The organism is Massilia sp. DWR3-1-1 (assembly GCF_049898325.1).
GTDB lineage: Bacteria > Pseudomonadota > Gammaproteobacteria > Burkholderiales > Burkholderiaceae_D > JAFCUW01.
This window is the reverse complement of sequence record NZ_JAFCXL010000011.1, coordinates 78,874-92,974: the sequence shown is the minus strand read 5'-3', so window position 1 is coordinate 92,974 and position 14,101 is coordinate 78,874. Positions and strand designations below refer to the sequence as shown.

Here is a 14,101-nt window from a genome sequence, read left to right as displayed (position 1 = left end):
CCGACGGGGCGGCAGGCGCGCTAATGCAGCAGGCGCGGGGCTTGCTCGTCGTCGCCGAACAGGTCGTCGAACATGAGGGCGTCGGGCTCCTTGCCCTGGCTCCACAGCAACATCAGCACGATGATCTTCAGCTTGCCCAGGCTGACGGGGCTTTCGCCCACCGCCAGCGCGCGCTCGATGACGATTTCACGCTGCAAGGCGCTGATCACGCCGGCGCTTTCCAGGAAGGCAATGAAGCCGATGGCGCTGGTGCCCAGCACGTCGACTTCACGGTCGACGTAGAAGCGCGTGCCCGTCGAGGCCTGCACGGCGCTGTGCTCGGCGCCGGCCATTTCGGTGAGGTCCGTCAGCCAGACAAGGGCTTCGGAAATTTCCACTTCGTCGAAGCCGACCGCCGACAGCTTGCGCGCGAGCGCCGCCGGCTCGGGACAGGCGTCCGGGCGGTAATAGGTTTCGTAGAGGTAGACCAGGATATCGAACATGGCTCTACTCTATCAGCTAAGTTTAGGGCTGTACAAGTGCTGTCCCCGTTGACGGGCCGAGGATGTGGCGGCGATGGCCTACAATTGGCCGGTAATAATCCAGATCAAACAATCGAGATCAAACCAAGGCGTCAGCCGCCCCGTCCACTTTTACTGCCGAGTATCCACTTGAACCGACTCATCTTGCTGACCCTGCTGGCGGCCCCCCTCCCCCTGTTCGCTGCCGCCACCGACGGCCTCGGCGCTGCCGGCGAGCGCCCCGCCTACACGGCGCAAGATTGCGCGCGCCTGGCAGGCAGCGCCGCCCCGGCCGGCCGCAGCGCAGCCGACGCCGCCATGCTGGCGGGCTTGCCGCCGCTGGTCTCGGCGCAGGCGGCGCGCCTGCGCGGCGCGGTGGGCGCCGACGTGCTGTGGTGGCTGCGCAGCCAGGGCGCGCTCAACCTGTCGAGCCTGCCGACCGCCTACCACGAGGCCAATCACGCCATCGATGTGGCGCTGGCGGCCTGCCATGGCGGGCGGGCCGTCTACGTGTTCGATGGCATGACCTATGTGACCGAACTGGTACGGGGCAGCACCGCGCCCTACGTGGTGGCCGCCGCCGCCGTGCCGCCCGCCATCAAGGCAGGCGCCGCGGTGCGCTACCAGACCTACCTGGTGCGCACGCCGAAAGTGCCCGCCAACGATTTCACCACCTTGCTCGATGAATTGAACGCCTACGTGGGCGCCGCCGCGATCGAACTGGCGCTGGTCGATTCGCCCCTGTATGCCCGCTTTCGGGCCGATGGCAACGCCGCCCTCGACGGCAATATCGGCGGCGCCGCCGACATGATGTTGTACGTGCTCAGCTATTTAAAGGTGGTGCGCACCAGCTACCCGGACAGCTACGCCAGGATCCGCAACAGCCCGCTGCTGCTGGCCCACCTGCAGCGCCTGTGGACGGCGGCGGAGGCGATGCTCAAGGCGGCGGCCCCCCATGGCAGCGAAAAAGGCGGACTGTACGTGGTGCCGATCGCCGCGCTGGTGGCGGTCCATTCGCCCGCCTTCATGGAAGAGCTCGACCGCCTGAAGATTCGCCACCAGTAACACCGGGTCAAGGACGCAGCACCCGCTGGTAGCGGCCGTCCGCCAGGCGCTCGAGCTGCCCGGCCAGCTCGAGCTCGAGCAGCGCCACCGCCATCTCGTGGGGCGCCCGCGCGCAGGCGTGCGCGAGGGTCTCGACGTCCAGCGGCCCGTGCGCGATGGCCGCCAGCAGTTGCGGGTGCGCGCCGGGCGCCTCCCGGGTCGGCTCGTGCGCGCCCAGGCGGGCGATGGGCGAGCCATGGATCTCCTGCAACACGTCGGCGGCCGACTCGACCAGCCGGGCCCCTTCCCGGATCAACAGGTGGCAGCCCTTGGCCAGCGCCGAGTGGATCGAGCCGGGAATGGCCAGCACCTCGCGGCCCTGGCTGGCGGCCAGGCGCGCCGTGATCAGCGAACCGGACTGGGCAGCCGCCTCCACCACCAGCACGCCCAGCGACAGGCCGCTGATGATGCGATTACGTTGCGGGAAATTGTGCGCGAGCGGCGGCGTGCCCGGCGCGTATTCGCTGACCACGCAGCCCTGTTCGACGATGCGCTGCCACAGCGCGCGGTTGCGCGCCGGATAGACCAGGTCGGGCCCCGTGCCCACCACCGCCACCGTCGAACCGGCCCCTTCCAGGGCGCCCACGTGGGCCGCCGTGTCGATGCCCAGCGCCAGCCCGGAGACGATGGTCAGGCCCGCCATGCTGAGCGCCTGCGCCATCACCTCGGCGTTGGTTTTGCCTTGCACGCTGGCATTGCGGCTGCCCACCACGCCCAGGCACGGCCCCCGCAGCAAGGCCGCGCGCCCGCTGGCGTACAGCAGCAGCGGCGCATCGGCGATATGGGCCAGCGCGGGTGGATAGCGGGCGTCGTGCAGGCTGATGATGCTGTTGCCGGGCTGCCCGGCCCAGGCCAGGGCCGCTTCAAGCTGGCGCAGCACGGCCGGCACGGGTGCCAGCAAGGCCTGCGCCACGGCGGCGCCGACCAGCGCGCCCAGGCGCGGCGGCGACGCCGCGAAAATGGCGTCCGGATGGTGAAAATGCGCCAGCAGCAGGCGCCCCCGGACCGGTCCCACGCCCGGGGTGAGCGTCAGGCGCACCCAGTGGGCAAGTTGTTCCGGCGGGGGCGGCGCTGACGGCGGCGAGTGGGGGTCCGTGCCGGGCACGGCGATCTTACTCCGGTGAAGCGGCCACGTCGCCCGTCTGCACGGGCTGGGTCGTCTGCATGATCAAGCCGTACGAGACGTTCTTGAACACGCGGAAAATGAACAGGGTCCCGATCTGTTCGTCGGGCAGTCTGAGCATCGCCTTGCCAAACCCCATGACCCCTTTGCTGCCACCGGGGTCGGCGATGGTCTCGCCAAAATGGTACAGGCTCAGGACGGCGCCGACATCGAGTCCGTCAAGCGCGCCCCGATTGACACTGATGACCTGGTTCTGCCCGGCGAAGGTGACGCCCGAATAAATGCCCAGCACGCGCGCCTTGACGGGGCGGGCCGGCGGATGCGGCACATAATTGCGCAGCGGCGTGGGCGGCGCCGCCACCAGCCGGTCGCCCACGCCGATTTCCTGGGCCGAACTCGACACCGTGAACGTGTGCACATCGACGCCGGGCCGGGCCGCCTTCTGCAGGGCGACGCTGCCCAGGTAGACGGCCTCGTAGGCGATCACCTTGCCGCTGTCGGGGTCGCGCAGCGGCGTACCGGGGCGAAATACCTGAAAGCTGGTGCCGCCCTGCAAATCGCCGCGCACATACACCCTGTCGCCCTTGCCGAGAAACACGTGGCCGTCTTCCTGGGCGGCGATGCGGGGCGCCTTGTCCAGGGCATCGCCGTCGACGATCAGGGGACTGGTCAAGAACGCCTCGATGGCGCCGGCGGGAATCGCGGCGATGGCGTCGGCGCCCATGCCTTCGGTGCGCAGCTGGGGCGACAGGCGGGTGGTGGGCAGGCCCTCGCTGTCCTCGCCACTGCCGGGGCGGTTCAGGCTCAGGCGCCCCGTCCGGCGATCGAAATAGACGATCTGGCCCGGGTAGATCCAGTGCGGATTGGCGATGTCGGCGCGGTTCATGCCCCACACCTGGGGCCAGCACCAGGGATGCTCAAGGAACTTGCCGGAAATATCCCACAGCGTATCGCCCCGCACGACCGTGTGCTGGTCCGGCGCATTCGGACGGAAGGCGCACTCGGCGGCCTGGGCGGCGCCGGCGGCGGCCACGGCGAACAGCCCGGCCACTGCAAGGCGGGTGCCGACTGTGATAAAATTTTTCATGGAGTGTCCGGTGGTGTGTCCGTAAATGCGGCATCAAAACGGCAACCCGGTTGCGTTCTCTCCCGGCATCAGGCGCGGGGCGATACAAAGAACCAGCCAGTTCCATCGGCGAATGGACGAAAAGGTTGCCCAACTGGATCAAATTCTGCCCATAAATCCTTGAACTAGCAAGGCAAACAGCCCCGTCGAGGCCCCTTACGTCCCTTGTGTTGTTGGTTTAGGGCATTATTTACCTGCCTGGCCCGCCACTTGTGATGCAATCGCTATCGCCTGGCGTTGCTGGTTTCCTTCTTTTTGACTTTTTACTAATTTAGAGCATCCCATGGCCTTACTGAATATCTTGCGTTATCCCGATCCTCGCCTGCACAAGGTGGCCACGCCGGTGACCGAGTTCGACGCCGGCTTGCGCACCCTGATCGCCGACATGGCCGAGACCATGTACGAGGCGCCCGGCGTGGGCCTGGCCGCCAGCCAGGTCGACGTGCACCAGCAACTGGTGGTGATCGACATCACCGACGCCAAGGACCAGCTGCAGGTGTTTATCAATCCGCACATCACCTGGTCGAGCGCGGAGCGCCAGGTCTACGACGAAGGCTGCCTGTCGGTGCCGGGCATCTACGACGGCGTCGAGCGGCCTTCGCGCATCAAGGTCAAGGCGCAGGATGGCGACGGTGCTTTTTTTGAACTGGAAGCCGATGGCCTGCTGGCCGTGTGCATCCAGCACGAGATGGACCACTTGCTGGGCAAGGTATTCGTCGAATACCTGTCGCCCTTGAAGCGCAACCGCATCAAGGCGAAAATGCTCAAGGAAACCCGTGGCCTCGAGCGCGAGGCAGCCCTCAAGGCCGCCGGCCGGCGCTACTGAGGCGGCCCATGAAAGTCGTCTTCGCCGGCACCCCGGAGTTTGCCGCCACCGCGCTGGCCGCCATCCACGCCGCCGGTTTCACGGTGCCGCTTGTGCTGACCCAGCCGGACCGCCCGGCCGGGCGCGGCATGCAGTTGCAGGCCTCGAGCGTCAAGCAGTTCGCCCTCGCCCATGGCATCGACGTCTTGCAGCCGCTGTCGCTGCGGCGCGACAGCGCCGATCCCGTGCGCGCCGCCCAGGCCGAACAAGCCCATGCGCGCCTGCTGGCGCTCGACTACAACGTGATGGTGGTGGCCGCCTACGGCCTGATCCTCCCGCGCGCCACCCTCGACATCCGCCCCTGCCTGAATATCCACGGTTCGCTGCTGCCGCGCTGGCGCGGCGCCGCGCCGATCCACCGCGCCATCGAGGCGGGCGACACGCACACGGGCATCACCATCATGCAGATGGAAGAAGGCCTCGACACGGGCCCCATGCTGTCGATCGCGCCGGTGGCGATCGGCCCGCACGACACCACCGCCAGCCTGCACGACGTGCTCGCCGCGCTGGGCGCGCGCATGATCGTCGACACCCTCACGGCGATGGCGGCCGGCCCGCTGACGGCCACGCCGCAGCCGGAGGCGGGCGTGACCTATGCCGCCAAGATCGGCAAGGAAGAAGCGCGGCTCGATTTTGCGCTGCCGGTGGCCGTGCTCGAGCGAAAAATCCGCGCCTTCAATCCCTTCCCGGGCGCGCAGGCGCAGGTCGATGGGGTGATCGTCAAAATATGGGGGGCCGAACTGGTCGATGCCGACAGCGACGGCGCCGCGCCCGGCCAGGTACTGCGCGCCAATGCCCTTGACGGCATCGTCGTCGCCTGTGGCCCGGGGGCCGGCGCCTTGCGCCTGAGCATCTTGCAAAAACCGGGCGGCAAGCGCTTGCCTGCCGCCGAGTTTCTCAAGGGCTTTTCCCTTGAAGGAAAACGTCTGACTTGAAAGTTAGTTTGCCTTGGCGACGGGGGCGTCGTCACGGTGCTCGGCCATGTACTGGCGCAAGATCTGGTTGATCCGGGTCTGGTAGCCGGGGCCGGCGCCCTTGAACCAGTCGAGCGTGTCCGTGTCGAGGCGGATGGTGACGATCTGCTTGAGCGTTGCCTGCTGGTGCTTGGCGGCCACCACGTGCGTGTCGCGCGCGCGCGGGGCATCCCATTCTTGCGAAAAATCTTTGTCCATGTTGATTCCTGTCAAACGTAAAGTTGGTGGAGTGGACTCTGTAGCCACCCCTGCACAGGATTTTGGATGCTGTATGTATCGGCAAGATTGCGGCGGGGGCGGGTATTGTATCGCTCTGTAACAAATGCCTTCTTGAAACATAGCGATACATACACGCCTTGCATTGGCGGCGGTGCGTCCGATGCGGTCCGTGCCGCTTTATGCTCGACGGAAAAACTCGGCGCGCATGATGCCGTATAATTTTAGGCCGTCCGCGCCCGATCACGGATGCCTCCCGCCCTCTGAAAGCCTGCCATGACCACGACCCACGCCGCCGTATCCCCCACCGAGACCTTGCTGCGCGATATTTTGTCGCGCCGCATCATGATCCTCGACGGCGCCATGGGCACCATCATCCAGCAGTACAAGTTGGGCGAGGCCGAGTACCGCGGGGAACGCTTCGTCGATTTCGCCGCGCCGGCCGGCAGCGGCGCGCGCGAGCTGTTCGTCAAGGGCAACAACGAATTGCTGACCCTGACGCAGCCCCACATCATCCAGGAAATCCACGAGCGCTACCTGGCCGCCGGCGCCGACCTGATCGAAACGAACACCTTCGGCGCCACCAGCATCGCCCAGGACGATTACCACATGGGCCACCTGGCCTATGAAATGAACGTGGCGGCGGCGCGCATCGCGCGCGCCGCCTGCGCCAACTACAGCAGCGCCGACAAGCCCCGCTTCGTCGCCGGCGCGCTGGGGCCGACGCCGAAAACCGCCTCCATCTCGCCCGACGTGAACGACCCGGCCGCGCGCAACGTCACCTTCGACCAGTTGGTGACGGCCTACCACGAGCAGGTGCGCGGGCTGGTCGACGGCGGTGCCGACGTGCTGCTGGTCGAGACGATCTTCGACACCCTCAACTGCAAGGCGGCGCTGTTTGCCATCGACCTGTATTTCGACGAGCACCCGGATACCGCGCGCCTGCCGCTGATGATCTCCGGCACCGTCACCGACGCCTCCGGGCGCATCCTGTCCGGCCAGACCGTGCCGGCATTCTGGAACTCGGTGCGCCACGCCAAGCCGCTCACGATCGGCCTCAATTGCGCGCTGGGCGCCGCCCTGATGCGGCCCTACGCGCAGGAGCTGTCGCAGGTGGCCGACACCTTCGTGTGCATCTACCCGAACGCCGGCCTGCCCAACCCGATGAGCGACACGGGCTTCGACGAACTGCCGGCCGACACCTCGGCGCTGCTGCGTGAATTTGCCGACGCCGGCTTCATCAACATCGCCGGCGGCTGCTGCGGCACCACGCCCGAGCACATCGCGGCCATCGCCGAGCTGCTGTCCACCACCGCGCCGCGCGTGCTGCCGCAGGTGCCGGTGGCGCTGCGCCTGTCGGGCCTGGAGCCGTTCACGGTCGACGCCGACTCGCTGTTCGTCAATGTGGGCGAGCGCACCAACGTGACCGGCTCGAAAGCGTTCGCGCGCATGATCCTCAACGAGCAGTTCGACGAGGCGTTGTCGGTGGCGCGCCAGCAGGTGGAAAACGGCGCCCAGGTCATCGACATCAACATGGACGAGGCGATGCTCGACTCGCAGGCGGCGATGACGCGCTTCCTGAACCTGATCGCCTCCGAGCCGGACATTTCGCGCGTGCCCATCATGATCGACTCGTCGAAGTGGTCGGTGATCGAAGCGGGCCTCAAGTGCGTGCAGGGCAAGGCCATCGTCAACTCCATCTCGATGAAGGAAGGCGAGGAAGAATTCATCCGCCAGGCGCGCCTGTGCCGCCGTTACGGCGCCGCCGTGATCGTCATGGCGTTCGACGAACAGGGCCAGGCCGACACCTTCGCGCGCAAGAAGGAGATCTGCCAGCGCGCCTACGACGTGCTGACCCAGCAGGTGAACTTCCCGCCCGAAGACATCATTTTTGACCCCAACATCTTCGCCATCGCCACCGGCATCGAAGAACACAACAACTACGCCGTCGACTTCATCAACGCCACCCGCTGGATCAAGGAAAACCTGCCCCACGCGGGCGTCTCGGGCGGCGTGTCGAACGTGTCGTTTTCGTTCCGCGGCAACGACCCGGCACGCGAAGCGATCCACACGGTGTTCCTGTACCACGCCATCAAGGCCGGCATGACGATGGGGATCGTCAACGCCGGCATGATGGGCGTCTACGACGACCTGCCGGCCGAACTGCGCGAGCGCACCGAGGACGTGGTCCTCAACCGCCGCAGCGACGCCACCGAGCGCATGATCGACATCGCCGGCACCCTGAAGGCGGGCGACCGCCAGGACGCCCAGAACCTGGCCTGGCGCGAGGGGACGGTCCAGCAGCGCCTGTCGCACGCGCTGGTGCACGGCATCACCCAATGGATCGTCGAGGACACCGAGGAAGCGCGCCAGCAGTTGCTGGGCAATGGCGGGCGCCCCATTCACGTCATCGAAGGCCCCCTGATGGACGGCATGAACGTGGTGGGCGACCTGTTCGGCCAGGGCAAGATGTTCCTGCCCCAGGTGGTCAAGTCGGCGCGCGTGATGAAGCAGGCGGTGGCCCACCTGATTCCCTATATTGAAGTGGAAAAGCTGCTGGAAGAGCAGCGCACCGGCATCGTCGCCAAGCCGAAGGGGAAGATCGTCATCGCCACCGTCAAGGGCGACGTTCACGACATCGGCAAGAACATCGTCTCGGTGGTTTTGCAATGCAATAATTTTGAAGTGGTGAACATGGGGGTGATGGTGCCCTGCTCCGAAATCCTGGCGCGCGCCAAGCTGGAAAACGCCGACATCGTCGGCTTGTCCGGCCTGATCACGCCCTCGCTCGAGGAGATGGCCCACGTGGCGCGCGAGATGCAGCGCGATCCCCATTTCCGCATGCTCAAGATCCCCCTGCTGATCGGCGGCGCCACCACCAGCCGCGCCCACACGGCAGTAAAAATCGCCCACAACTACGACGGTCCGGTGGTCTACGTGCCCGACGCCTCGCGCTCGGTGTCGGTGGCGCAGTCGCTGTTGACGCCGGAGTCGCGCGACAAGTACATCGACGATATCGCCGTCGACTACGAGCGCATCCGCGAGCAGCACGCCAACAAGAAAGCGCTGCCGATCCTGCCGCTGGCGCAGGCGCGCGCCAACAAGACGGCGCTCGACTTCGCGCCCGTGCGGCCGAAATTCATCGGCCGCCGCCTGATCAAGAACGTCGACCTGGCGCTGCTGGCCCGTTATATTGATTGGGGCCCGTTCTTCCAGACCTGGGACCTGGCCGGCCCCTTCCCGGCCATTCTCACCGACGAGGTGGTGGGCGAAGCGGCCACCAAGGTGTTCGAAGAAGGCCAGGCGCTGCTCAAGAAAATCATCGAGGGACGCTGGCTGACGGCCAATGGCGTCATCGCCCTGCTGCCGGCCAACAGCGTCAACGATGACGACATCGAGGTCTACACCGACGACAGCGGCGAGCGCGTCGCGCTGACCTGGTACGGCTTGCGCCAGCAGGGCGTCAAGCCGCTGGTGGACGGGGTGCAGCGGCCGAACCAGTGCCTGGCCGATTTCATCGCGCCGAAGGCGTCGGGGGTGCGCGATTACATCGGCATGTTCGCCGTCACCACCGGGCTGGGCATCGAAAAATACGAGAAGCGTTTCGAGGACGCCCATGACGACTATTCGTCGATCATGCTCAAGTCGCTGGCCGACCGCCTGGCCGAAGCGTTTGCCGAATACCTGCACGAGCGCGTGCGCACCGACCTGTGGGGCTACGCGGCGGACGAGCAGTTATCGAGCGAAGCGATGATCGCCGAGCAGTACGTCGGCATCCGTCCCGCGCCCGGCTACCCGGCCTGCCCCGAGCACACCGTCAAGGGCGCCATGTGGGACGTGCTGCAAGCGCAGGAAGTGGGCATCGAGCTGACCGAGTCGTATGCGATGTCGCCGGGCGCGGCGGTGTCGGGATTCTATTTTGCGCATCCGCAGTCGAAGTACTTCGTGGTGGGGAAAATCGGCGCCGACCAGGTGGCTGACATGAGCGCGCGGCGCCAGGTGGGGCTGGGGCAGATTGAGACGTGGCTGGCGCCGAATTTGTGATCAAACAAAAGTGAAACCCTACTTTTGTTTGGGACTGGTCGGTAAGCCAGGTTTTAAACCGGCTTAGAGGCGCAAAACCAGTCAGGCGCAAATCACCGGCAGAGCCGGATGATTTATAGGGCCCGGACAAACAAAAGTGAACCCCTACTTTTGTTTGGGACTGGTCGGTAAGCCAGGGTTCACACCGGCTTAGAGGCGCAAAACCAGTCAGGCGCAAATCACCGGCAGAGCCGGATGATTTGGCGGGGAACGCAAAACCGCGTCAGATCATGCGTCGCCTCGGGGGTGGACGCAACAGGGGTGATCAGGTCCGCCTGATCTGATCCGGCGCTGCCTGCCGCGGATTGTCCTCAGGCGCGATCGCGCTTGAATTTCATCAGCGCCAGCGCGCCGAACAGCAGGGCGAAGCCCAACTGCGCGGCCATTGCCATGCCGGCCGCATCGAAGCCCAGGCCGCGCCAGGTCATCGCGTCGAGGCCGTCGATGGCCCAGCGGGTTGGCACGGCCAGGCTGATTTTCTGCACCCAGTCGGGGAACAGGAACGAGGGTAGCCAGGCGCCGCCCAGCATCACCATGAGCAGGGTGACGAAGATGGCGATGCCGCGCGCCGCTTCCGGGGTCTTGCCGAAGGCGGCGATCAACAGGCCGAAGCTGGCGGTGAGGATGGCAAAGCAGGCGGCCACGCCGATAAAACCGACCGGATTGGCGATGTTCACCTTGAATACAACGACGGCAAAGCCGAACATCACGCACAACAGGCAAAAGGCGATGATGGCGGCCGAAGCGGCGCGCGCCAGCAGCACCGTGTTCAGGCCGATCGGCGCGGCCAGCAGGCGGTTGAAAATGCCGCTGCGCTGCGCCAGCAGGATGCCGATGCCCATGTCCACACCGAGGAACAGGATGAACTGCACGCCCATGCCGGCAAACGAGTGGGCGTAAGCGTTGTAGCCGGCCGCCACCGGGCCGGAGGTGACCGGCTGCTCGCTCGTATCAAACGGCATCGACAGGCCGCCCACGGCGCCGCCAGCGGCGCCCGGACGGGCGGCGGGCGAGGCCTGGAACTTTTGCAGGCTGCCCAGGAACTCGCGCACGGCGGGATCGGCGCGCCCCTCCAGCGATGCCAGGGACTTCGCCGTCAGCGCCTGGCCGGCCTGGCCGCCGAACATTTCGGCGCTGACGATCTGCATCACCTGCTGGGTCAACAGGCCCTTGACCATCGCCAGCACGACGCTTTTCGAGGGGTCGTACAACACCTCGATACGGGGCTTGGGGGCGGCATTGAACAGGGCGGCGCCGGCGGCCTCGCCAAAGCCGGGCGGGATCACGATGGCGGCTTTCTGCTCGCCCTTGCCCACCGCCGCGCGCGCCGCCGCCACGCTCATCTCCGTCACGTGCAGGTTGGGGTCGGCCTTGAGGGCGGCGCCGACGCGGCGGCCGATGTCGCCGCTATCCTGCTGCACCAGAGCGACGTCGATGGTGCCGGTCCTGGTCTGGCCCTGGCCGCCGAACAGGGAGCCGAAAAAAGCGGCGATGGCGATCGGCAGCACCAGGTTGATCAGCAGGGCGCGGCGGTCCGACAGGAACAGGATCAGGTCTTTGCGAACGAGTGCGAGGAAGGCGGTCATGTCAGTCGCGCAGCGAGCGCCCGGTGAGGTTGAGGAAGATGTCTTCGAGGCTGGTGCGGGCGGTGGCGAAGTGCAGCGCGCTCGCGCCCTGCGCTTGCAGGTAGGCCATCACGCCGAGCGCGGCGCCACTGTCGGCCAGCAGCACCTCGACGGTGTTGGCCTGCGCGCTGGCCGTGCTCACGCCGGGCAGCGCGCCGATGGCGGCGAGCCAGGCCGCGGGCGCCGCCGTGGCCAGTTCGACCCGCAGCGCCGCCTGTGCCGGCAGGCGCAGGTGCAGCGCTGCCGGGCTCTCGTCGGCCAGCACCTTGCCATGGTCGAGGATGACGATGTGGTCGGCCAGGCGCTCGACCTCTTCCATGTAGTGGCTGGTGTAGATCAGCGAACGCCCCAGGGCTTTGAGCTGCTCGAGGGTGTCGAAGATGGCGTTGCGGCTATGCGGATCGACGCCCACGGTGGGCTCGTCGAGGATCAGCAGCTGGGGATCGTGCATCAGGGCGGCGGCGATGTTCAGGCGCCGCTTCATGCCACCGGAATAGGTGGCCGGCTTGTCGCCGGCGCGTTCGCGCAGCTTGACCAGGTCGAGCACCTCGTCGCAGCGGCGGCGCGCCTGCTGGCCCTTGACGCCGTACAGGGCGGCGAACAGCAGCAGGTTCTGGCGCGCCGACAGGTCCTCGTACAGGGCCAGGTCCTGCGGCACGAAGCCGATCTGGCGCTTGGCCTCGCAGCGGCCGATGCCGATGCTGGCGCCGCCAAGCGCAATGGCGCCGCCATCGGCGCGCAGCAAGCCGCAGACCATCGAGACGGTGGAGGATTTGCCGGCGCCGTTGGGGCCGATCAGGCCGACCGTCTGGCCCGCCCTTACCTGGAAGCTGACATCATCGACGGCGCGCCTGGCGCCGTACGATTTGCTCAGATGGGAAACCTGCAAAAGAACTGGAGCCATGGCGGCGATCCCGAAGTGTCGATGCCATGAAGTGTACGGAGCGCAGACCGATTTGGCCCATTACAAAAGTCACCACTTGCGCCTAAACCCACGGACATTCGCACACCGCCCCGCCCCTCACCGCGGCGCAGCACGATTCGCAGAGGGTTTGCGTCCCCCCCCAAAAAATCATCCGGCTCCGCCGGTGATTTTTGCCTGACTGGCCGTGCGCCTCTAAGCCGGTGTAAGTCCTGGCTTACCGACCAGTCCCAAACAAAAGTAGGGGTTCACTTTTGTTTGATTCCTCATACGGCATACCGCGCCACCGAATCACTCCACGAAAACGCCGTCACCTCGAATTCGACCAGCTCGTCGCTGGAGATGGCCAGCTCTTTCAGGGTCGGCACGACCAGGTCGTCGCCATCCATCTGCTCGATCGATTCGGCCAGTTTAAGCAGTTCGCCGAAAAAGCCGCTGCGGTAGACCAGCGCATCCTTAACTTCGTCGATGACGGGAATCTGCTCGAGGATCTCGTCCATCGGCAGGCCGAACAGGGCGTCCATCAGCGACATGATGCCGACCGTGAAGGCGATGTCGGCGACATTGCGCTGGGCCGGCCGCAGGCGCTTGGCCAGCAGTTCGAGCAGCTTGCCGCGCGTGGTGGCCAGCATCAGCAGGGGCGAGGCGCTGTGGCTGCGCTGCTGGGGATCGGCGTACAACAGGATCTGCAGCCAGCGCTCGAGCTGGCGGCGGCCCAGCACCATCAGGGCCTGGCTGACCGAATCGATCTTGTGGCGCAGACCGATGGCCGGCGTGTTCACCAGCCGCAGCAGGTTCAGCGCCAGCGTGACGTCGCGCTTGACGGCGCGCTCGATCTCGAGATTGTCGGCGTCCGAGGTGACCAGCTTCATCAACTCCATCACCGCCAGCTGCGAGGGCGTGAGCTTGCGCCCGCTGATGACGGCCGGCTTGGCAAAATAATAGCCCTGGAAGTAGTCGAAACCGAAGGCGCGCACGCGCTCGTACTCGGCGCGCGTTTCCACCTTCTCCGCCATCAGCTTCTTGTTTTCGCTGCGAAAGCGCGCCACCACCTTGGCGGTCGACACCTGCATGACCTGGCGCATGTCGAACTTGACGAAATCGATCAGCGGCAGCAGGCGCTCGACGTTGGCGGTGACGGCGCTGACGCCATTCAAGGCAAAGCGAAAGCCGTGCTCTTTCAACTGGGCCATGCGCTCGAGCAGCAGATCGGTGGCGTCGAACGATTCGACCAGCTCGAGCACTACTTTTTCGCGCGGCAGGAAGAGGAATATATCGCTCATCAGCACGTCCGCGTCGACATTCAGGAAGGCCTGGGCGTCGCCGATGGCGCGGTCCAGACCCAACTGGCCCGCATGGGCGATCACGGCGGCGGTGGCGGACAGACCCGTGTTGAACTGGGCGCCGCCTTCATTGCTGTTGCGGAACAAGAGCTCGTAGGCGTACAAGGCATTGTCGCCATCGAGGATGGGCTGGCGACCGAGATAAAAATCGCGCACGCCAAAATCCCTGGTCGTGGAAGAAGCAGCGGCGGAGTTATTCATCTCGGGCATTTTTTTAGGA

At 66.1% G+C, this 14,101-nt stretch carries 11 protein-coding genes; 4 read left to right on the top strand and 7 right to left on the bottom strand.

What is annotated here, in order from left to right:
* Positions 1-20: 20 nt before the first annotated feature.
* On the bottom strand, positions 21-482 hold the full coding sequence (locus ACP7EY_RS13460) for a DUF494 family protein (protein ID WP_426194325.1): 462 nt from the start codon (positions 480-482) through the stop codon (positions 21-23).
* A gap of 168 nt (positions 483-650) precedes the next feature.
* On the opposite strand from ACP7EY_RS13460, the gene ACP7EY_RS13455 reads away from it, so the two are divergent.
* On the top strand, positions 651-1,565 hold the full coding sequence (locus tag ACP7EY_RS13455) for a hypothetical protein (protein WP_426194323.1): 915 nt from the start codon (positions 651-653) through the stop codon (positions 1,563-1,565).
* Positions 1,566-1,572: 7 nt separating this feature from the next.
* Here ACP7EY_RS13455 and dprA read toward each other — a convergent pair whose 3' ends face one another.
* Both dprA and ACP7EY_RS13445 read right to left on the bottom strand, forming a co-directional pair.
* Positions 1,573-2,709, bottom strand: coding sequence for a DNA-processing protein DprA (gene dprA, locus ACP7EY_RS13450; RefSeq protein ID WP_426194321.1), 1,137 nt, complete (start codon positions 2,707-2,709; stop codon positions 1,573-1,575).
* 7 nt (positions 2,710-2,716) lie between these two features.
* Complete coding sequence (locus ACP7EY_RS13445) at positions 2,717-3,814, bottom strand: LysM peptidoglycan-binding domain-containing protein (protein ID WP_426194319.1); 1,098 nt, start codon at positions 3,812-3,814, stop codon at positions 2,717-2,719.
* A 322-nt stretch (positions 3,815-4,136) separates the two neighbouring features.
* On the opposite strand from ACP7EY_RS13445, the gene def reads away from it, so the two are divergent.
* On the top strand, positions 4,137-4,679 hold the full coding sequence (gene def, locus ACP7EY_RS13440) for a peptide deformylase (protein ID WP_426194317.1): 543 nt from the start codon (positions 4,137-4,139) through the stop codon (positions 4,677-4,679).
* 8 nt (positions 4,680-4,687) lie between these two features.
* Complete coding sequence (fmt, locus tag ACP7EY_RS13435; protein WP_426194315.1) at positions 4,688-5,653, top strand: methionyl-tRNA formyltransferase; 966 nt, start codon at positions 4,688-4,690, stop codon at positions 5,651-5,653.
* Between the two features lie 3 nt (positions 5,654-5,656).
* Here fmt and ACP7EY_RS13430 read toward each other — a convergent pair whose 3' ends face one another.
* Positions 5,657-5,890 (bottom strand): BrnA antitoxin family protein, encoded by a 234-nt coding sequence (locus ACP7EY_RS13430; protein ID WP_426194313.1) that lies wholly within the window; start codon positions 5,888-5,890, stop codon positions 5,657-5,659.
* Between the two features lie 294 nt (positions 5,891-6,184).
* Between ACP7EY_RS13430 and metH the strand changes: the two genes are divergently transcribed.
* Complete coding sequence (gene metH / locus ACP7EY_RS13425; protein ID WP_426194311.1) at positions 6,185-9,952, top strand: methionine synthase; 3,768 nt, start codon at positions 6,185-6,187, stop codon at positions 9,950-9,952.
* A gap of 350 nt (positions 9,953-10,302) precedes the next feature.
* Here the strand turns inward: metH and ACP7EY_RS13420 are convergent, their stop codons facing one another.
* From ACP7EY_RS13420 to ACP7EY_RS13410, 3 genes are all read right to left on the bottom strand, one after another.
* Positions 10,303-11,577, bottom strand: coding sequence for an ABC transporter permease (locus ACP7EY_RS13420; RefSeq protein ID WP_426194309.1), 1,275 nt, complete (start codon positions 11,575-11,577; stop codon positions 10,303-10,305).
* Position 11,578: 1 nt separating this feature from the next.
* Positions 11,579-12,520 carry an ATP-binding cassette domain-containing protein gene (locus ACP7EY_RS13415; RefSeq protein WP_426194307.1) on the bottom strand — a complete coding sequence of 314 codons (942 nt, stop codon included), beginning with the start codon at positions 12,518-12,520 and terminating at the stop codon, positions 11,579-11,581.
* Positions 12,521-12,804: 284 nt separating this feature from the next.
* On the bottom strand, positions 12,805-14,082 hold the full coding sequence (locus ACP7EY_RS13410; RefSeq protein ID WP_426194305.1) for an EAL and HDOD domain-containing protein: 1,278 nt from the start codon (positions 14,080-14,082) through the stop codon (positions 12,805-12,807).
* Positions 14,083-14,101: the final 19 nt, after the last annotated feature.